Consider the following 19,183-nt stretch of genomic DNA (forward strand, 5'->3'; position numbering starts at 1 on the left):
ACGTTTCAAACTCTAGCCGATCCCCGCTCCGAAAAGCGAATCCGGCCGCAATCCGATAAACAGCGCACGCCGAATAAGCACCGAGCCGAGACGCGTAAAAGCGAAACGACCGGCACGAACCGGAAGTGGTGATTCAAGGGATTGGCCGCTCCGGGACCGTCCGCGCCGATGCGTGTCCGGTGCTCCCTGCCGAGCGACTAGGAAACACTACCCCTCTCCGGCATCGGGAGCAAACGGGCCCCGGGGACCGTCCGGGTGCAGAGCGCCCGGCCCTGCTTCACGTACTCGCCGTTGGGGTGGTCGTTGCCGGTGACCCAGCGCAGGGCGGTGGCCTCGTCCCGGCCACCGTCGCGGTGGCGGCGGAGCAGTCGCTCCTCGCGGACGGTGTCGTCGGTGTCGACGTACCAGAGTTCGCGCAGCAGCCGGCGGGCCTCCGGCCACGGGGCGTCCGCGGCAGCGAGGTAGTTGCCCTCGGTGATGACCAGGCGGGTGTGCGGGCGGACGACGTGGCGGGCCGCGACCGGTTCGTCCAGGGTGCGGTCGAAGTCGGGGACGTAGATGTCCTGGAACCGGTCGGCCGCGACCCTGCGCAGCAGGGCGACGTAGCCGTGGGCGTCGAAGGTGGCTGGGGCGCCCTTGCGGTGGGTCAGCCCGAGGCGGTCGAGCTGGGCCGTGGAGAGGTGGAAGCCGTCCAGCGGCAGGTACGCGGCGGTGCCGGGGCCCTCGGCGCGTTCGACCTCGGCGACCAGGTGCCGGGCGAGGGTGGACTTGCCGGCCGCGGGCGGGCCGACAAGTCCGAGGATCGTGCGGGCGTTGCTGCCCGGGCCGCGGAGGAGTCCGAGGGCAAGGGCGGTGAGGCGGTCCTCGTTCATGGCCGCACCCTACTCACCGGCCCGGGGCCGACGGTCGGCTCAGGCGGAGCCGGTTGCGGTGTCGGGAGCGGCGGTGGGGACGAGGGCGGGCAGCTCCAGGGTGAGCGTGCCGGCGTCCGCGTCGAGCAGGGCGGGGACGCCGAGCGGGACGGTCAGGGTGGACGGGCAGTGGCCGAAACCCAGCTCCCAGAGCACGGGCACGCCGAGGCCGCCGAGGCGGTCGGTCATCACGTCCCGGACCCGTTCGGGCCGCCCGCAGCCCTCCCAGGAGCCGAGGGCTATGCCGGCCACGCCGTCGAGGGCGCCGGAGCGCAGGAGCTGGGTCAGCAGCCGGTCGAGCTGGTACTGGTGCTCGTTGACGTCTTCGAGGACGAGGATGCGGCCCGCGTAGGAGGGGCGGGCGGCGGGCGTGCCGCGTTCGGCGACGAGTACGTGGAGGCAGCCTCCGGCGGTGACGCCCCGGGCGCGGCCGGGGACGAGCGGGCCGGCGGTGGGCGAGGTGAGGACGGTGGTGGCGGCCGGGTCGAAGAGGGTCCGGCGCAGGTGCTCGGCGGTGGGGCCGTCCTCGACGAAGGAGGCGGCGGCGGCCATCGGCCCGTACAGGGTGGCGAGGCCGAGGCGCTGGGCGAAGGCCTCGTGCAGGGAGCTGACGTCGCTGAACCCGATGAGGGGCTTGGGGCGGGCGGAGCGCAGGGCGGTCCAGTCGAGCAGGTCGACGATGCGGTGGACGCCGTAGCCGCCCCGGGCGCAGATGACGGCGTCGACGTCGGGGTCCAGCCACGCGTCCTGGAGGTCGGCGGCGCGGTCGGCGTCGGTACCGGCCAGGTAGCCGAGGGTGGGGTGGGTGTCGAGGACGTGCGGGGCGACGGTGACCCGCAGGCCCCAGGAGCGGAGGATCTCGCAGCCGGCGGTGAGGCGCCCGGCGTCGATCGGGCCGCTGGGGGCGACGACGGCGATGTGGTCGCCGGGGCGCAGCTGCGGCGGGCGGGTCAGTCCCTGGCCGGGCGTGGTCGGTTGCTGGTCCATGGACCGGACCTTTCGGGGAAGGGGCGGGCTGTGGGCGGCCTCGGGGGTGTGGTCGAGGCCGCCCGGTGACGATATGCCCGCCGGTCGACCGGCCGATGTCCGCAGACGGGCCCGTCACGGGGCGCCGGTCGGCTTGAGGGCCGTTCAGATCGCGCCCATCACCTCCCGCACCTCGGCGAGAGTGGCGTCGGCGATGGCGTTGGCCCGTTCGGCACCCTCGCGCAGGACCTGCCGCAGGTGGCCGCGGTCGGCGGCGAGCTCGGCGCGACGGGCGCGCAGCGGGCGGAAGTACTCGTTGACGGACTCGATGACGGTGCGCTTGAGGGCGGCCGCGCCGCCGTCGCCGACCTCCCCGGCGATCGCCTCCGGGTCGCGGTCCTGGCAGAGCGCCGCGAGCAGGACGAGGCCGGACACCTCGGGGCGGCCGACCGGGTCGTAGCCGATGCGGCGGTCGGCGTCGGTCTTCGCGCCGCGGATGATCCGGGCGGTGGTGTCCTCGTCGGCGCCGAGGGCGACGGCGTTGCCGCGGCTCTTGCTCATCTTGCCGCCGTCGGTGCCGAGCAGCATCGGGGCGTCGGAGAGCAGCGCCCGGGGGCGGGGGAACACGGCGCTGCCGTCGGCGTGCGGGTAGCGCTCGTTGAAGCGGCGGGCGACGGTGCGGGCGACTTCGAGGTGGGGCAGCTGGTCCTGGCCGACCGGGACGAGGTCGGCCTTGCAGAACAGGATGTCCGCGGCCTGGTGGACGGGGTAGGTGAACATGAGCCCGTTCACGGCGGCCTGGCTGGAGTGGGCGATCTCGTCCTTGACGGTGGGGTTGCGGCTGAGTTCGGCGACGCTCACCAGGCTGAGGAAGGGCAGCAGCAGCTGGTTGAGGGCGGGAACGGCGCTGTGGGCGAAGATCGTGGCCCGTTCGGGGTCGAGGCCGGCGGCGAGGTAGTCGAGGACGAGGTTCTCGGTGTGTTCGGCGAGCCGGTCGGCGATGTCGCGGTCGGTGATGACCTGGTAGTCGGCGACCAGGACGAACATCTCGACGCCCTGGTCCTGCAGCCGGACCCGGTTCTGCAGGGTGCCGAAGTAGTGGCCGAGGTGGAGCGGGCCGGTGGGGCGGTCGCCGGTGAGGACCCGGTGGGAGGACGGGTCGTCGATCCGGTCCTGGGCGGTGAGGTCGGACGTGCCGGCGGTCATGGCCGTGGTGGCGACCGCACCAGCGGTGGTGGTGGCGGCGCCGGTGGTGGTGGCGGTGGTGGTCATCGGGTTTCTCCCTCGGTACGGCGGCGGTGGCGGCCGTCCGGGGCGAGGGGCCCGTCCCGTGGGGAAAACGCGACAGGGCCGTCCATCCCGGACGGCCCTGTGGTCAGGCGAGTGGGGTGGCCGTCCTAGGACGGCCACCAGCACAGGCCCACGAAGCGCTTCACGGCTCCAACGATAGCGCCGGCCCCCTGCACCGGTCACCCGGTTCAGGTCTCCTGCACCGGCCCCCTGCACCGATCCCCGACACCGTGGACCGGCGTCAGTCCTCCACGACCAGGGCCCGGGTGTCCTGCCGCAGCGTCTCGCCGCGGAAGAACTCCGGGCGGATCCGGCCGTACCAGGTCATCAGCGCGGCACCGAGCAGCAGGATGCCGACGCCGATCACGAACACCGAGCCGACGCCGAACACCGCGCCGCTGCCGTAGTCGGGGGACCAGGCGTCGGTCAGGGTCTGGAGGAGGACGGCGCTCAGCAGCAGGCCGCCGAGCAGCGGGGCGACGCCCTTGAGTAGCAGGTCGCGCGGGCTGTCGCGGAGCGAGTGGCGGAAGTGCCGGACGCAGGCGAAGGCGGTCAGCGCGTAGTAGAAGCAGATCATCAGACCGAGCGCCAGGATGGTGTCCTGGACGACGTTCTCGCTGATCAGGCTCATGCCGACGTAGAAGACGGCGGTGGCGAGGCCGGCCGCGACGGTGGCGTAGCCGGGCGTGCGGAAGCGCGGGTGGACGGTGCCGAAGCGCGGCGGCACGGCGCGGTAGGCGCTCATCGCGAGCAGGGTGCGGGCCACCGGGATGAAGGTGGTCTGCAGGCTCGCGGCGGCACTGGCGACGACGGCCAGGAACAGCAGGATGCTCCACGGCGAGCCGAGCACCGGGCGGGCGAGCGCGGCGAAGACGTTGTCGGCCGTGGCCGGGTTGCCGAGGCCGTCGCCGGTGCTGCCGACACCGGCGAACATCTGGGCGGCGACCGCGACCAGCAGGTACGAGCCGACCAGGGTGACCATGGAGACCATCGCGGCCCGGCCCGGGGTCTTGGTGCTGCCGAGGGTCTCCTCGTTCATGGTGAGGCAGGTGTCCCAGCCCCAGTACATGAAGATGGACAGCGACAGGCCGGCGGTGAACGCGCTGAACGAGCCGACCTGGAGCGGGTTGAGCCAGGAGAACGAGAAGCCGATCGAGTCGGGCACGTCCCCGGCGGCGGCCTTGCCGATGGCGATGGCCGAGAAGAGCAGCAGCACGGCCAGCTGGAGGCCGACCAGGCCGTACTGGAACCACTTGGTGGCCGTCATCCCCCGGTAGCTCATCGCGGTGGCGCCGGCGATGAGCAGCACCACCGTGAGCAGATGGACGGCCTTGTTCTGGTCGAGCCCGGCGATCCAGCTGCTGCCGGTCATCTCACCGAGCATCAGGTAGAGGAACTCCGTCGCCACGCCGGCCAGGTTGGAGAGCACGATGATGGTGGCGACGGTCAGTCCCCAGCCGGCCATCCAGCCGACCCGGGGGCCGAAGGCCCTGACCGTCCAGGTGAAGGACGTACCGCAGTCCGGGAAGTCCTTGTTCAGCTCCTTGTACGCGAACGCGACGAGCAGCATCGGCAGGAAGCCGGCCAGGAACACGGCCGGCATCTGGACGCCGACCGCGGTGACCGTCGGCCCGAGCGTCGCGGTCAGGCAGTACACCGGGGCGACGGTCGAGACGCCCAGCACCACGCTGCCCAGCAGGCCCACCGAGTTGCCCCGTAGACCCTTGTCCCCCGCTCCCTCAGCCGTCCCCGGTTCGGGAACGCCACCACTGGTGCCACTGACCGGGGCACCCTGCGGAGCACCGGGCGCCGTTGCCCGGCCGCTGCTTGTGTGCTCTGAGAGCTGCTGATCAAACACCAGCGCACTCTAAGCCGCGCGAAGAAGGTTGAATAGACCAACTCTTGGTGATTTTGTGCACTGATGATGACCTTTGGCCCCTCGGTGCGCACCCCCGTGCGGAGGGTGCGTCCGGCCACGGGATAGGTTTGCCTCACCTAACCTCGACCGTCCGGTCCCGACCGTGAAGGAGCGTCGCGTGGCCCCCGACTCCGACGACCCGAACCTGGCCCCCGCCCCCGCCCTCGTCCCCGCCCTCGTCGCCCGCACCCCCAGCCGGCGCCGCGTCCTCGCCACCGGAGTGACCGGCGCCGCCGTGCTCGGCCTCGGCGGGCTCCTCGCCGCCTGCGGCAGCTCGGGAGGCTCGGGCGGCTCCGGCGGGTCCGGAGGCGGCAGCGGCGCGAAGCCGGGCAGCGGCGGCTCGCCGGACCAGAAGTCGGTGAAGCAGGGCGGCGACGACTACGCCGGTGTCATCGAGAAGATGAAGGGCTTCGGGACCGACGCCGCCCCCGGCGTCTACCCGCGCACCGTCAAGCACGCCATGGGCGAGACCGTCATCCCCGCCAGGCCCACCCGGGTCGTGGTGCTGGACACCGGCGAGCTCGACAACGTCGTCTCGCTCGGCATCCAGCCGGTCGGGGTCGTCCACACCGACGGCTCCAAGTCGCTGCCCTCCTACCTCAAGGACAAGGCGGGCAGCCCGGCCGCCGTCGGCACCATCAACAGCCTCAACCTGGAGGCGATCGCGGCGCTCAAGCCCGACCTGATCCTCGGCAGCCAGCTGCGCGCCCAGGACCAGTACGCCCAGCTGTCGAAGATCGCGCCGACCGTCTTCTCACTGCGCCCCGGCTACCCGTGGAAGCAGAACTTCCTGCTCAACGCCAGCCCCTTCGGCCTGCAGGCGGAGGCCCAGGCGCAGCTCGACGCCTACCAGGCCGCCGCCACCGCGATCGGCGCCGCCCTCGGCGGCAAGCGGCCCACCATCACGCCGCTGCGCTTCATGCCCGGCCGGACCAGGCTCTACGCCGAACTCTCGTTCATCGGCACCATCCTCACCGACGTGCCGCTGCCGCAGCCCGCGATCGAGCAGGTCAAGGAACTCGCGGTGGAGGTCAGCCCGGAGCAGATCGACAAGGCCGACGCCGACTGGATCTTCTACGGCGTGTACGGCAGCCCCAGTTCGACCAACCAGGACGCGGTGCTGGGCGGGGCGCTCTGGAAGACCCTCGGGGCGGTCAAGTCCGGTCAGGCGCGGCCGGTTTCGGACGAGACCTGGTTCCTCGGGCTCGGCGTGACGGCGGCCAACGCGGTGCTCTCCGACCTCAAGGGCTTCGTCGCGTCCGGGAGTTGAGCCGATACGCCCGGTAGGGGCCGCCGCTGATCACCCGGTGGTCACGGCGTGCTCCCGGGCGCCCGTGCGGGAATGACGCTTGGAGCTGGTGGCGCGGTGCGGGAGGATCGTCGGGACCGTCCCCCGAAGGGCCCGCCGATGACTTCGCTCCACCCCGGTTCCACCGACCCCGCCCCGCCCGGACCGTCCGGGACCGCTGCGGACGGTGCCGACTCCTCGCCCCCGACCGACGGGCCCCGCCCGCCCGGCGCGGGGGCGCCGATCTGCTCGATCGCGACGGCGGCCGACGTCGGCGCGCCCGGCGCCCCGGGCGCCCTCATCCGCCACGACTCGGTGCCGCAGCCGCGCACGCCGGAGGACGTCGAAGCGCGGCTCCGGCGCGCCAAGGCGGACGGCACTGCGGCGAACGGCGCTGCGACGAACGGCGCTGCGGCGGATGGCGCTGCGACGGATGGCGCGACAGCGGACGGCGGCGGCGCTGCCGACGGTTCCGCGGACAGCGGCACCGACGACTGCGGCGCTGCCGACGGCGGTACGGCGAGCGACACGACGAACGGCGCGGCGACCACGGCACGGCTCCGGGAGGCGTTCGCCGACCGGCTGCGGGCCGCGCGCGCCGAGGGGCGCTCGCTCGCCGAGCTGGCGGCCGCGTGCCGTCGGCCGGTGGCGGAGGTACGAGCGCTGCTCGGCGAGGCCGAGGAGGCGTCCGAGACGGAGTCCGGGCCCGAGGCCGGCGTCGACGCCGGTGCGGATGCCGGTTCAGGTGCGAGTGCCGGTTCGGGTGCGGGCTCCGCCTACAACCGGACCGGGTCGGGGTTCGTCCGGTTCGAGCGAACCGCAGCGTCCGCCGAGGGCAACCGGCCCGCAGCGGTGGCGCGTTCGGGGCGCGAGGAGCTCCGGAGCCTCGGCTCGCGACGGCCGTCGCCGTCCCGCCGACTGCGTCGGATGCACCCGCCGGCCGGCCCGACCGGGCAGGAGGCGGCCGCACGGGAGACGGCCGCGACCGACCCGGCCGGCACCCGGCCGCCCGGTGCGGGGTGGACGGGTACACCGACCGGTGCAACGGGGCCGGCGGCCGGTCACCCGACCACCGCATCCCTGGAGCCCGGGGCGAACGCCGCGTACCGGGCCGTCAGCGGGCTCGGGATCGGGACCGGAGCGGGCACCGGAGCGGGCACCGGAGTGGGGAGCGGAGTGGGGGTCGAAGGCGCGACTGCTGTCGGCGCTTCCCTCGGGACCGGTACCGAGGCAGCCCGGGCCGAACCACCGCTCGGCATCCTGATCGGCGGCAGCCCGGTCCAGTCGGACGCCGTGGGCCGCCCGGAGGAGCGGACACCGGTCCGGGTGACGGCGGAGCCGATCCGGGTCGGGCGCGGGACCAGCCTGGTCGTACTGCCCTCCTGGCGTCCCGCCATCGCCGTCTCGGTGTCGACCGAGCAGCTGATCATCGAAACCGGGCTCACCGTCGAGCAACTGGCTGGCGCCCGGCTGACGGTGCGGATGAACCCGTGGGCGCTGCACGACCGGGAGCTGGACCTGCACGGCTGGGAGCCCGGCCCGGCCGGGCCGGGCGGACGGGCCGCCCGGCGCGGCCGGGCGCGGTCAGGCGTTCGGGATGTAACCGAGGTCGACGGGCACCGGAGGGCGCCCGTCGACCGCCCAGCCCGCGCGGACGGGCTCCAGCAACTCCGGTAGCCGGGGCGGCCAGAGTGCGTCCGCGTTCTCGTCGGCGAGCTCGGCCGGGGTCCACCAGCGCCAGTCGAGGATCCGGTCCTGGGCGTGCACCGCACTGACATCGCCGACCGGGCCGCGGTGCGGTCCGCGGGTGAGGTAGATGTGCTCGTGCTGGCGGACCGGGGTTCCGTGCCAGGTGAAGTCGTGCTCCCAGGTGCAGAGCAGCGGGCCCGGTTCGAGATCGGTCCAGCCGGTCTCCTCCCACAGTTCGCGCCGGGCGCCGAGCAACGGGGTCTCACCCCGCTCCAGCCCGCCGCCGGGCATCGTCCAGTGGACGCCGACCTCGTCGTTGTCCGAACGGAGCAGGAACACCGAGCCGTCGCCGTCCAGCACCACCGTACGGGCGGCCCGGCGGGGAACGCGTCGGTGCGGTCGCAGCAGTCTTCGCATCGGGACACTCTGACAGCGCCCGCACCGGGCGTCGACCGGATCCGCCGTCCCGACGCCCCACGGGGGAGGAACCGGGGCGACCGACCGCCGCCGGATCGCAGCCGGGAGCGGCCCGCTGGCCTTACCCTGACCGCCATGCCCGTACCCTCGATCCTCTTCCCCGCCGATCCGCTCAACCCGCGCCGGCCCGATCCGCACTTCGCCTGGGAGGCCCGGCTGCTACGGGAGTTGGGCGGTGAGCACCACCTCGTCGACCACGACGCACTGCTCGCCGGACACCCCGAGGAGGCGGTCCGGCGGGTGCCCCGGGACTGCGGACCGCTCTGGTACCGGGGCTGGATGCTCCCCTCCGCCCGGTACGCCGGGTTCGCCGCCGCCCTCACCGCCCGCGGCGGCAACCTGCTGACCAGCGCGCCCGGCTACGCGGCGGCGCACGAACTGCCCGGCTGGTACGGGGTGTTCGAGGGCGCGACCCCGCCCAGCGTCTGGATCCCGTCCGACGGGACGGCGGCACCCACCCCGGCGGAGCTGGCGGACGCCGTGGCCCGGCTCGGCGGCACCGGGCCGGCGATCGTGAAGGACTACGTGAAGTCCCGCAAGCACGAGTGGCACGAGGCCTGCTACGTACCGGAGTTGGCGGACCTGGCGACCGTCGGACGGGTGGTCGGGCGGTTCGTCGAGCTGCAGGGCGAGTCCCTGGCGGGCGGGGTGGTGCTGCGCCGGTACGAGGAGTTCGAGCGTCCCGACGGAACGGGCCGGGCCGCTGACGGTGCCGAGGGAGACGCGAGCGGCGCGGGAGGCGTGGGAGGCGCGGGAGGCGCGGGAGGCGCGGGAGGCGCGGGAGGCCGTGGCGGCACGGGCGGCCGTGGCGGCACGGGCGGCGTCGGCAACGCGGGCGGCCCGAACGGCGCGGGCGGCGACGGGCGGGCGGTGGAGGTCCGGGTGTGGTGGCTCGACGGTCGGCCGATCCTGGTCGGCCCGCACCCGGACACCCCGCACCAGCGGGTCGAGCCCGACCTCACCCACGTCCCCGCGCTGGTGCGAAGACTCGGCTGCCGCTTCGTCACCACCGACCTCGCCAGCCGGGCGGACGGCTCCGGCTGGCGGGTGGTGGAGGTCGGGGACGGCCAGGTGAGCGACCTGCCGCGCGGCGTCGACGCCTCGGGCCTGCTGGCCTCGCTGATCGCCGCCTGAGCACATCGCCCAATCGCCCGATCGTCGGACCGCCGGGCCGCCGGGCTGCCGTCGGACCGCCCGACGACCCGACCGCGGTTACCCGGCGGCGACCGTCTCGGTCGGGGCCGGGTGGCCGTCCGCGATGAACGCCTGCCAGAGCCGGGCGTACGTCCCGTCCAGCGCGAGCAGTTCGGTGTGGGTGCCGTCCTCGACCACCCGGCCGTGGTCCAGCACGACCACCCGGTCCGCGCGTTCGGCGGTGGTCAGCCGGTGGGCGATGACCAGAGTGGTGCGACCGCCGCTGAGCCGGTCCGCGGCCTGGTTGACGGCGGCCTCGGTGGCCAGGTCGAGCGCCGCGGTGGCCTCGTCCAGCAGCAGGATGTCCGGGTCGACCAGTTCGGCCCGGGCCAGCGCGATCAGCTGGCGCTGACCGGCCGAGAGGTTGCGTCCGCGGCCGGCGACCTCGTGGTCGTAGCCGCCCGACAGTCCGACGATCATGTCGTGCGCGCCGACCGCCCGGGCTGCCGCCTCCACCTCGGCCGCCGAGGCGTCCGGGCGGCCGTAGGCGATCGCCTCGCGGACCGTGCCCGCGAACAGGTACGCCTCCTGCGGCACCACGCCCAGCCGGTGGCGGTACTGGGCCAGGTCGTAGCGGGTGAGGTCCACCCCGTCGACCCGGACGGTGCCCTCGGTCGCGTCGTAGAACCGCGCGACCAGCTTCACCAGCGTCGACTTGCCCGCGCCGGTCTCGCCGACCAGCGCCACCGTCTGACCGGCGGGTATGTGCAGGTCGACGGCGCTCAGCACCTCCGGTGCGCCGTCCGCCCCGCCGTTGTAGGCGAAGCCGACGCCCTCGAAACTGATCTCGCCGCGCAGCCCCTTCGACACCGGGACCGGATCGGCCGCCGCGGCCGTGGTGGTCGGGGTGCGCAGCAGCTCACGGATCCGGCCGAGGCCCACCGAGGCCTGCTGGTAGCCGTCGAACACCTGCGACAGCTGGTTGACCGGGGCGAAGAACAGGTCGATGTAGAGCAGGTACGCGACCAGCGCGCCGACCGTCAGCGTCCCCGCGTCCACCCGGGCGGCGCCCACGATCAGCACCAGCGCGGCGGCCACGCTGGAGAGGAACTGGACGAACGGGAAGTACAGCGAGATGTAGAACTGCGCCCGGACCCTGGCCTCCCGGTAGGCGATGCCGCGGGCCACGAAGCGGTCGGTGTTGGTGTCCAGACGGCGGAAGGCCTGGACGATCCGCATGCCGGCCACGTTCTCCTGGAGGTCGGCGTTGACCGTGCTGATCAGGTCCCGGGAGCGCTCGTACTGGTCCTTTGACCTCTTCCGGAACACCAGGGTGGCGATCACCAGCAGCGGCAGCACCGCGAAGACCACCAGGGCCAGACCGGCGTCGATGATCAGCAGGGCCACGAAGATCCCGGCGAAGGTCAGCAGGCTGACCACCGCGGTGACCATTCCGGTCTGCAGGAAGGACGTCAGCGAGTCCAGGTCGGCGGTCATCCGGGTCATGATCCGGCCGGTCAACTCGCGCTCGTAGTAGTCCAGGCCGAGCCGGTTGAGGTGGGCGAAGATCTTGAGCCGGAGGGTGTAGAGCACCCGCTCACCGGTCCGGCCGCTGACCCGGTTCTCGGCGCCCTGCACCAGCCAGTCCAGCAGCACCACGACGAGCGCGGTGATCGAGGCGACCGCGACACCGGCCATCAGGCTCTTGCGGACGCCCTCGTCGATCCCGTGCCGGATCAGCACCGGCAGCACCAGCCCGGCGGCCGCGTCCAGGGTGACCAGCAGGAAGGCGATGAGCAGCGGGGTGCGGAAGGGGCGCAGCAGGCGGCCGAGGCTGAAATCCGGGTCCCCGGCCTCGGCCTCGGCGCGGGGGACGGCGGGGGCGTCGGCGGCCGGCGGGAGGGCGGCGACCTTGGCCAGCAGCTCGGGGTCGGCGGTGCGGGCCGCCTTGGCGAGGGCGGGGGTGGGGAGTGCGGGGGTCTGCGCGGACGGCCGGTCCTTCTCCGCGGCCGGCGCGGACTCGGACTCGGAGCCGGAGGCGTCGGTGGTGGCGGAGCCGGAGGCGCCGGAGTCAGCGGGGGTATCGGCGGTGCCGGTGCCGGTGCTGGTGGCGGTGGCGGGCCCGGGTTGTGGCTCCGGTGCACGGCCGGCTTCCGGGTCGGTGATCAGGGCCCGGTACTGGGGACATCGGGCTTCGAGTTCCTCGTGCGTGCCGAGGTCCAGCAGTCGGCCGTGGTCCAGGACCGCGATCCGGTCGGCGAGTTGGAGGGTCGAGCGGCGGTGGGCGATCAGCAGGGTGGTGCGGCCGGTCATCACCGAGCGCAGCGCGTCGTGGATCTCCGCCTCGACCTGCGGGTCGACCGCCGAGGTGGCGTCGTCCAGCAGCAGGATCCGGGGGTCGGTGAGGATCGCCCGGGCCAGGGCGATGCGCTGGCGCTGGCCCCCGGAGAGGGTCAGGCCCTGCTCGCCGACCTTGGTCTCGTAGCCGTCCGGCAGCGCGCGGACGAACTCGTCGGCCTGGGCGGCGCGCGCGGCGGCGACGATCTGCTCGTCGGTGGCGTCCGGGCGGCCGTAGGCGATGTTGGTGCGGACCGACTCGGAGAAGAGGAAGCTCTCCTCGGGCACGATGCCGACCGCCGCACGGACCGAGTCCAGGGTGAGGTCGCGCAGGTCGTGGCCGTAGAGGCGGACGGCGCCGCCCGCCGGGTCGTAGAAGCGGGGCACCAGCTGGGCCACCGTCGACTTGCCGGAGCCGGAGGCGCCCACCAGGGCGAGGGTCTCGCCGGGGGCCAGCGCGAGGCTGAGCCCGTGCAGCACCGGGGCGGGGTGCTCGGGGTCGTAGCGGAACTCGACCCGGTCGAACTCCAGAGCGACGTCCGGCGTGCGGGGGCCGACGGTGCCGGTCGGGGCCTTGTCCGGGGTACCGGCCGGGCGGTCAGCCTCGGTGTCGGCGGGGGTATCGGCGGGGGTGGTCCCGTCCCTCGTCAGGTCCAGGGTGAGCGCGTCCGGGCGCTCCTGGACGAGCGGGCGCTCGTCGATCAGCTGCAGCACCCGCTCGACGCCCGCCCGGGCCTGCTGGCCGACCGTGATGACCATGGTCAGCATCCGCACCGGGCCGGTCATCTGGGCGACGTAGGTGGAGAAGGCGACGAACGTCCCGAGCGAGACCCGACCGTCGACGGCCAGCCAGCCGCCGAAGGCCAGCACCGCGACCTGGGCCAGGGCCGGGATCGCCTGCATCGCCGGGTTGTAGCGGGCGTTCAGGCGGATCGACCGGAGCCGGGCGGCGAACAGGTTGCGGGAGACCAGCTCCAGCTTGTCCTGCTCCTGCGCCTCCTGACCGAAGCCCTTGACCACCCGGACCCCGCCGATAGCGCCGTCCACCACGCCCGCGACGGCGGCCGCCTCCTGCTGGGCGGCCCAGGTGGCCGGGAACAGGCGCTTACGGCTGCGCACGCTGACCCACCACAGCGCAGGGGCCATCACCACGGCTATCAGGGTCAGCGGCGGGGACAGCCAGACCATCACGCCCAGCGACATCACGAACATCAGCAGGTAGCCGGTCATCATCGGCAGCATCGAGAGCAGGCCGTTGATCAGCTGGAGGTCCGAGGTCGCGCGCCCCACCACCTGACCGGTGTCCAGGCGGTCCTGGCGGTGGCCGTCGAGCCGGCCGAGCGAGCGGAACAGGTCGCTGCGCATGTCGTGCTGGACGTCGAGGGCCAGCTGGCCGCCGTAGTAGCGACGGACCTGGGTGCAGCCGAAGACCACCACGGCGGCGAGCAGCAGCACCACCGCCCACGGGGTCAGCGAGCGGGTGTGGGCGACGATGACGTCATCGATGATCAGCTTGGTGACCAGCGGCACCAGCGCGGTGACAGCCATGCCGACCAGCGAGGCGCCGAAGGCGAGCAGCACGCTGCGACGGGACCGCCAGCTGTAGCCGATCAGGCGACGCAGCCAGCCGTCGGCCTGAGCGGCCGGGCTCGGAGCGCCGTCCGGGCTCGGAGCGGTGGCCGGGCTCGGAGTGGCGGCCGCCTCCGGTGTGGGGCCTGCTTCGGTGGCCCGCGGGCCGTCGACGGGGGCCGCCGGGTCGGGGCCGGGGGCCGGTTGGCCGCTCGGGGATTGCTCCACCATGGATCCGTGAGTCTCGGGCATATTTAGGGATGCTAACCATTTCGTCGGGTGGCCGCCACGGCATTTCCGGCCGCGCGAGGCGATCGGAACTGACTCCGGTACGGCCCGGATCGTCCGGTCCGGCGACTGGGCAACAGCTTGCGGCCTGCGGTGATTCCCGATCGAACACAGCTGCGGCCCGACGGTCCGGCCCTTGCCCCCAGGGTCGCCCGAGAACCCGGCGCGCGCCCAGCGCCCCGGGGGCGGGCAGGCGCCGTCCTTTGGACCTAGGCCCCATCCAGTCGGACGGTACCGGGTCGGCGACGTCGGGAAAGGGCAGCGGACGGGGAGTGAACGGGCCTACGCGGACCCAACCCCCCGGTCGACGCCCGTGGCGTCGGCCGCAGCCACGGAGTCGGCGGCCGCGGCGAAGGCGCCGTGGGCGAGGGTGTGCAGCAGCGCGGCCATGCCGTCGCGCTGCAGACCGGCGCGCTCGCCCTGGGCCGGATCGGGGCCGACGCTGTGCGGGGTCGAGTTGATCAGGCCGAAGACCGCGTGCACGGCGGCCCGCGCCACGGGCTCCGCGCCGGGATCTGCGAGCGGCGGATGGGCCTGCCGGACCACGTCCACCCACAGCTCGACGTAGCCGCGCTGGAGCCGCCGGACGGTACGGCGGTCCTCCTCCTTGAGGTTCAGCAGCTCGCGGTCGTGCAGGGTGATCAGGTCGCGGTCATTCAGGGCGAAGTCGACGTGGCCGCTGATCAGGGCGTCCAACGTGGCGGCCGGGCCGTCGCCACCGCCCGCCCGGCGTCGCCCCTCCTCCAGCAGGCGCTCGCTGATGCCGATCAGCAAGTCGGCCAGCATCGCGTCCTTGCCGGCGAAGTGGCGGTAGAGGCCGGGGCCGCTGATGCCGACGGCCTTGCCGATCTCGTCCACACCCACGCCGAGGAAGCCCCGGGCGGCGAACAGTCGCGCGGCCTCCCGGCGGATCTGGTCGCGGCGTGGGAGCGCGGAGGCTGCGGGGACGTTCGGCATGCCGCCCATCGTAGACAGTCGGGTTATCGGCCGTTAACCTGGGCGCGTAAGTTAACGTTAATTAACGTGAGGATCAGGGGCGCACCGTACTCGGCCCGCCCGCCTGCTGCCGAGGGCAAGGGAGCTCTTGGGAATGGTCATCTCAACCACCGGTGCCTCCTCCGGCGTCCGGTTCGGCGCACCGACCGGCACCGCGCCGGCACCGGGTGCCACAGCACCGATCGCCGCAGCACCGGGAGCCGCCGCGCCGGCACCCCGGCTCGGCACCTCCGCCGACCCGGGCTCCGCGGCCTACCGGGCCAACACCGAGGCGCACCGGGCCCTGGTCGCCGAACTGCGCGCCAAGCTCGATGCCGCCGCCCTCGGCGGGGGCGCCAAGGCGCGCGCCCGGCACACCTCGCGCGGCAAGCTCCTCCCCCGCGACCGGGTGGACACCCTGCTCGACCCGGCGTCGCCCTTCCTGGAGCTGGCGCCGCTGGCCGCCGACGGGATGTACGACGGGGCGGCGCCCGCGGCCGGGGTGATCGCCGGCATCGGCCGGGTCGCCGGACGCGAGGTGGTGGTGGTCGCCAACGACGCCACCGTCAAGGGCGGCACCTACTACCCGATGACGGTGAAGAAGCACCTGCGCGCCCAGGAGGTCGCGCTGGAGAACCGCCTCCCCTGCATCTACCTGGTGGACTCCGGCGGCGCCTTCCTCCCGATGCAGGACGAGGTCTTCCCGGACCGCGACCACTTCGGCCGGATCTTCTACAACCAGGCCCGGCTCTCGGCCGCGGGCATCCCGCAGATCGCCGCCGTGCTCGGCTCCTGCACGGCGGGTGGCGCGTACGTCCCGGCGATGAGCGACCAGGCGGTGATCGTCCGCAACCAGGGCACGATCTTCCTGGGCGGACCGCCACTGGTGAAGGCCGCGACCGGTGAGGTGGTCACCGCCGAGGAGCTGGGCGGCGGCGACCTGCACTCCCGCACCTCGGGCGTGACCGACCACCTGGCCGAGGACGACGCCCACGCGCTCTCCATCGTCCGCACCATCGTGTCCGAGCTCGGCCCGCGCACGCCCAGCCCGTGGCCGCTCACCGCGGCCGAGCCGCCGGCCGTCGACCCGGCCGGCCTGTACGGGGCCGTCCCGGTCGACCCGCGCACGCCCTACGACGTGCGCGAGGTGATCGCCCGGCTGGTCGACGGCAGCCGCTTCGCCGAGTTCAAGGCCGAGTACGGCGCGACCCTGGTCACCGGCTTCGCCCGGATCCACGGCCACCCGGTCGGCATCGTCGCCAACAACGGCGTGCTGTTCTCCGAGTCGGCAGTCAAGGGCGCCCACTTCATCGAACTGTGCGACCAGCGCGGTATCCCCCTCCTCTTCCTGCAGAACATCACCGGCTTCATGGTCGGTCGGCAGTACGAGGCGGGCGGCATCGCCAAGCACGGCGCCAAGATGGTCAACGCCGTGGCCTGCACCCGGGTCCCGAAGCTGACCGTGGTGATCGGCGGCTCGTACGGGGCCGGCAACTACTCGATGTGCGGCCGGGCCTACTCACCCCGCTTCCTGTGGATGTGGCCGGGCGCCAAGATCTCCGTGATGGGCGGCGAGCAGGCGGCCTCCGTACTGGCCACCGTCCGCCGTGACCAGTTGGAGTCGCGCGGCGAGGAGTGGCCGGGCGAGGCGGAGGAGGAGTTCAAGCGCCCGGTCCGCGAGCAGTACGAGCGCCAGGGCAGCGCCTACTACGCCACCGCCCGGCTCTGGGACGACGGCGTGATCGACCCGATGGACACCCGCACCGCCGTCGGTCTCGCCCTCACCGCCTGTGCCAACGCCCCGCTGGCGCCGCCCGCTCCGTTCGGTGTCTTCCGCATGTGACCGCTCCGGGGTGGCCGCCCCGACGCGACCGCCCCGACGCGGGCACTCCGACGCCACCGCTCCGGTGACCCCGCTCTTCCGGGTGTGACTCCTGCGGCGCCGGTCCGACGACCGGGCCGGCGCCGCAACCGCCCACCGCCACCTCCTCTCTTACGGCTCCCCTCGACCCGGAGGAACGCCTCCCATGTTCGACACAGTTCTGGTCGCCAACCGCGGTGAGATCGCCCTGCGGGTGATCCGCACCCTGCGGCGGCTCGGTGTCCGCTCGGTCGCCGTGTTCAGCGACGCGGACGCCGACGCGCCGCACGTCCGCGAGGCCGACGTCGCGGTCCGGCTCGGCCCGGCCGACCGCAGCGACAGCTCGGCCGCCGAGACCTACCTGCGCACGGATCAGATCCTCGCCGCCGCCCGCCGCACCGGCGCCCAGGCCGTCCACCCCGGCTACGGCTTCCTCGCCGAGAACCCCGGCTTCGCCCGCGCCTGCGCCGACGCGGGCCTCGTCTTCATCGGACCACCTCCCGGTGCGGTCGAGCTGATGGGTGACAAGATCAACGCCAAGGAGGCCGTCCGGACCGCCGGCGTCCCCGTGGTCCCCGGCAGCCAGGCCACCGCGCCCACCGACGAGGACCTCGTCGCCGCCGCCGACGAGATCGGCTACCCCGTCCTGCTCAAGCCCTCCGCCGGTGGTGGCGGAAAGGGCATGCGCCTGGTGCGGGACCCGGCCGAGCTGCCCACCGAGATCGCCGCCGCCCGCCGCGTCGCCCGGACCGCCTTCGGCGACGACACCCTGCTGCTGGAGCGGTGGGTCGACCGACCGCGCCACATCGAGGTGCAGGTGCTCGCCGACGCCCACGGCACCACCGTCCACCTCGGCGAGCGCGAGTGCAGCCTCCAGCGCCGCCACCAGAAACTGATCGAAGAGGCTCCCTCCGTCCTGCTCAATGCCGAGACCCGCGCCGCGATGGGCGCTGCGGCCGTCCGCGCCGCCGAGTCCTGCGGCTACACCGGGGCCGGCACCGTGGAGTTCATCGTCCCCGGCATCGACCCGGATGCCCCCGCCTCCGCCGCCGAGGGGGTGCGGGACTTCTTCTTCATGGAGATGAACACCCGCCTCCAGGTCGAGCACCCCGTCACCGAACTCGCCGTCGCCGTCGGTCCGGAATCGGCCCGACTGGACCTGGTCGAGTGGCAACTGCGCGTCGCCTCGGGCGAGCCGCTCTCCTTCGGCCAGTCCGACGTCTCCTTCCTGGGCCACGCCATCGAGGCCCGCATCTGCGCCGAGGACCCGGAACGGGACTTCCTGCCCACCGGCGGTCGCATCCTCACCCTGGACGAGCCCCAGGGCGAGGGCATCCGCGTCGACTCCGGGGTCGCCCCCGGAACCGTCGTCACCAGCGCCTACGACCCCATGCTCGCCAAGGTCATCGCGTACGGGCCCGACCGCCCGACCGCGCTGCGCCGGCTGCGCGCCGCGCTGGCCGACACCCGCATCCTGGGTGTCACCACCAACACCGGCTTCCTGCGCCGACTGCTCGCCCACCCCGACGTCGTCGCCGGCCGACTGGACACCGGCCTGGTGGAACGGACGGCCCAGCAGCAGCCGGCCCTGCTCGTCGCACCGCACTCCCCGTCGAACGCGGCAGCCCCGACCGCGGCGACCCCGGACGCGGCAGCCCCGACCGCGACCGATCCCGCCGACGCCTCGGCATCCGAACCGCCGTCACCTGCCCACCTCCTCTACTACGCGGCCGCGCTGGCACGGCACCTGGACCTCACCCCGGCCGCCGACCCCGGCGGCTGGACCGACCCGTTCTCCCTCCCCTCCGGCTGGCGCCTCGGCGGCACCCCCGCCTGGACCACCCACCGACTCCGGACCCCCGGCCAGGACCCGGTGTCGGTGCGCATCCGTTCGATCACTGCGGGCAACGTAACCGACGCCACTGACAATGCGTCCGGGGCCGCCCGCGAGGTGGAGCTCCAGCTGGACGCCGGGCCCGTCCACCGCGCCCGCGCGACCCTGGTGGCCGAGCGGCTGCACCTGACCGTCGACGGCCTGCAGACCGCCTTCACGCTGGCCACCGACGCCACCCCCGGCCTCCCGGCCGGCCCGGTGACCTGGCTCGGCGTCGAGGGCGACGCCTGGCCGATGCACGCCTACGACCCGGTCGTCGAGAGCGCCGGCGGCGCCTCGGCGCACCACGGCGCGCTGACCGCCCCGATGCCCGGCACCGTCACGGTCGTCAAGACCACGGCGGGCGAGACGGTCCGCAAGGGCCAGCCCCTGCTCGTGCTGGAGGCCATGAAGATGGAACACGTGATCGCCGCGCCGCACGACGGCGTGGTGGCCGAGCTGCGGGCCACCGCCGGCGCCACCGTCGCGATGGAGGACCTGCTGGTCGTGGTCACCCCGGCCGAGGCGGCCGCCGAGCCCGCGGAGGTGCGGTCGTGACGTCCCCGGAGAGCCCCGCCACGGAGACCCCCGCCCCGGGGGCCGCCAC

General features: G+C 73.8%; 12 protein-coding genes. 5 read left to right on the forward strand and 7 right to left on the reverse strand.

Annotation, left to right across the window (positions count from 1 at the left end; translation table 11 throughout):
• Window positions 1-197: 197 nt before the first annotated feature.
• The 4 genes from ACFXPX_RS29400 to ACFXPX_RS29415 form a co-directional block, all read right to left on the reverse strand.
• On the reverse strand, window positions 198-872 hold the full coding sequence (locus ACFXPX_RS29400) for a nucleoside/nucleotide kinase family protein (RefSeq protein WP_380527219.1): 675 nt from the start codon (window positions 870-872) through the stop codon (window positions 198-200).
• 39 nt (window positions 873-911) lie between these two features.
• Window positions 912-1,898, reverse strand: a complete 987-nt coding sequence (locus ACFXPX_RS29405) for an LD-carboxypeptidase (RefSeq protein WP_375883437.1) — start codon at window positions 1,896-1,898, stop codon at window positions 912-914.
• Between the two features lie 144 nt (window positions 1,899-2,042).
• Complete coding sequence (gene trpS / locus ACFXPX_RS29410) at window positions 2,043-3,083, reverse strand: tryptophan--tRNA ligase (RefSeq protein ID WP_380644053.1); 1,041 nt, start codon at window positions 3,081-3,083, stop codon at window positions 2,043-2,045.
• Between the two features lie 325 nt (window positions 3,084-3,408).
• Window positions 3,409-4,872 (reverse strand): APC family permease, encoded by a 1,464-nt coding sequence (locus tag ACFXPX_RS29415; RefSeq protein ID WP_380644039.1) that lies wholly within the window; start codon window positions 4,870-4,872, stop codon window positions 3,409-3,411.
• A 433-nt stretch (window positions 4,873-5,305) separates the two neighbouring features.
• On the opposite strand from ACFXPX_RS29415, the gene ACFXPX_RS29420 reads away from it, so the two are divergent.
• Complete coding sequence (locus ACFXPX_RS29420) at window positions 5,306-6,355, forward strand: ABC transporter substrate-binding protein (RefSeq protein WP_380644054.1); 1,050 nt, start codon at window positions 5,306-5,308, stop codon at window positions 6,353-6,355.
• A 138-nt stretch (window positions 6,356-6,493) separates the two neighbouring features.
• The gene (locus ACFXPX_RS29425) at window positions 6,494-8,050 is read left to right on the forward strand and encodes a hypothetical protein (protein ID WP_380644040.1); all 1,557 of its coding nucleotides are present in this window, start codon (window positions 6,494-6,496) and stop codon (window positions 8,048-8,050) included.
• Here ACFXPX_RS29425 and ACFXPX_RS29430 read toward each other — a convergent pair.
• A complete protein-coding gene (locus tag ACFXPX_RS29430) occupies window positions 7,958-8,479 on the reverse strand; it encodes an NUDIX hydrolase (protein ID WP_380644041.1) in 522 nt (173 codons plus the stop codon). The genes ACFXPX_RS29425 and ACFXPX_RS29430 overlap by 93 nt on opposite strands.
• Before the next feature lie 135 nt (window positions 8,480-8,614).
• Here ACFXPX_RS29430 and ACFXPX_RS29435 point away from each other — a divergent pair, with 135 nt between their 5' ends.
• Window positions 8,615-9,673, forward strand: coding sequence for an ATP-grasp domain-containing protein (locus tag ACFXPX_RS29435; RefSeq protein WP_380644042.1), 1,059 nt, complete (start codon window positions 8,615-8,617; stop codon window positions 9,671-9,673).
• 78 nt (window positions 9,674-9,751) lie between these two features.
• Here ACFXPX_RS29435 and ACFXPX_RS29440 read toward each other — a convergent pair whose 3' ends face one another.
• Complete coding sequence (locus ACFXPX_RS29440) at window positions 9,752-13,831, reverse strand: ABC transporter ATP-binding protein (protein ID WP_380644043.1); 4,080 nt, start codon at window positions 13,829-13,831, stop codon at window positions 9,752-9,754.
• 318 nt (window positions 13,832-14,149) lie between these two features.
• A complete protein-coding gene (locus ACFXPX_RS29445) occupies window positions 14,150-14,824 on the reverse strand; it encodes a TetR/AcrR family transcriptional regulator (protein ID WP_380527208.1) in 675 nt (224 codons plus the stop codon).
• A gap of 133 nt (window positions 14,825-14,957) precedes the next feature.
• Between ACFXPX_RS29445 and ACFXPX_RS29450 the strand changes: the two genes are divergently transcribed.
• Both ACFXPX_RS29450 and ACFXPX_RS29455 read left to right on the forward strand, forming a co-directional pair.
• A complete protein-coding gene (locus ACFXPX_RS29450; protein WP_380644044.1) occupies window positions 14,958-16,685 on the forward strand; it encodes a carboxyl transferase domain-containing protein in 1,728 nt (575 codons plus the stop codon).
• 184 nt (window positions 16,686-16,869) lie between these two features.
• On the forward strand, window positions 16,870-19,134 hold the full coding sequence (locus ACFXPX_RS29455) for a biotin carboxylase N-terminal domain-containing protein (RefSeq protein ID WP_380644045.1): 2,265 nt from the start codon (window positions 16,870-16,872) through the stop codon (window positions 19,132-19,134).
• Window positions 19,135-19,183: the final 49 nt, after the last annotated feature.

Origin of the sequence: Kitasatospora sp. NPDC059146 (genome assembly GCF_042786665.1) — a bacterium.
GTDB lineage: Bacteria > Actinomycetota > Actinomycetes > Streptomycetales > Streptomycetaceae > Kitasatospora.

Excerpts from the sequence above, each read along its gene's own strand:
- ACFXPX_RS29400 (WP_380527219.1), bottom strand. The coding sequence starts at position 872 with ATGAACGAGGACCGCCTCACCGCCCTTGCCCTCGGACTCCTCCGCGGC.
- trpS (WP_380644053.1), bottom strand. The coding sequence starts at position 3,083 with ATGACCGCCGGCACGTCCGACCTCACCGCCCAGGACCGGATCGACGAC.
- ACFXPX_RS29405 (WP_375883437.1), bottom strand. The coding sequence starts at position 1,898 with ATGGACCAGCAACCGACCACGCCCGGCCAGGGACTGACCCGCCCGCCG.
- ACFXPX_RS29425 (WP_380644040.1), top strand. The coding sequence starts at position 6,494 with ATGACTTCGCTCCACCCCGGTTCCACCGACCCCGCCCCGCCCGGACCG.
- ACFXPX_RS29435 (WP_380644042.1), top strand. The coding sequence starts at position 8,615 with ATGCCCGTACCCTCGATCCTCTTCCCCGCCGATCCGCTCAACCCGCGC.
- ACFXPX_RS29450 (WP_380644044.1), top strand. The coding sequence starts at position 14,958 with ATGGTCATCTCAACCACCGGTGCCTCCTCCGGCGTCCGGTTCGGCGCA.
- ACFXPX_RS29440 (WP_380644043.1), bottom strand. The coding sequence starts at position 13,831 with ATGCCCGAGACTCACGGATCCATGGTGGAGCAATCCCCGAGCGGCCAA.
- ACFXPX_RS29430 (WP_380644041.1), bottom strand. The coding sequence starts at position 8,479 with ATGCGAAGACTGCTGCGACCGCACCGACGCGTTCCCCGCCGGGCCGCC.
- ACFXPX_RS29445 (WP_380527208.1), bottom strand. The coding sequence starts at position 14,824 with ATGCCGAACGTCCCCGCAGCCTCCGCGCTCCCACGCCGCGACCAGATC.
- ACFXPX_RS29455 (WP_380644045.1), top strand. The coding sequence starts at position 16,870 with ATGTTCGACACAGTTCTGGTCGCCAACCGCGGTGAGATCGCCCTGCGG.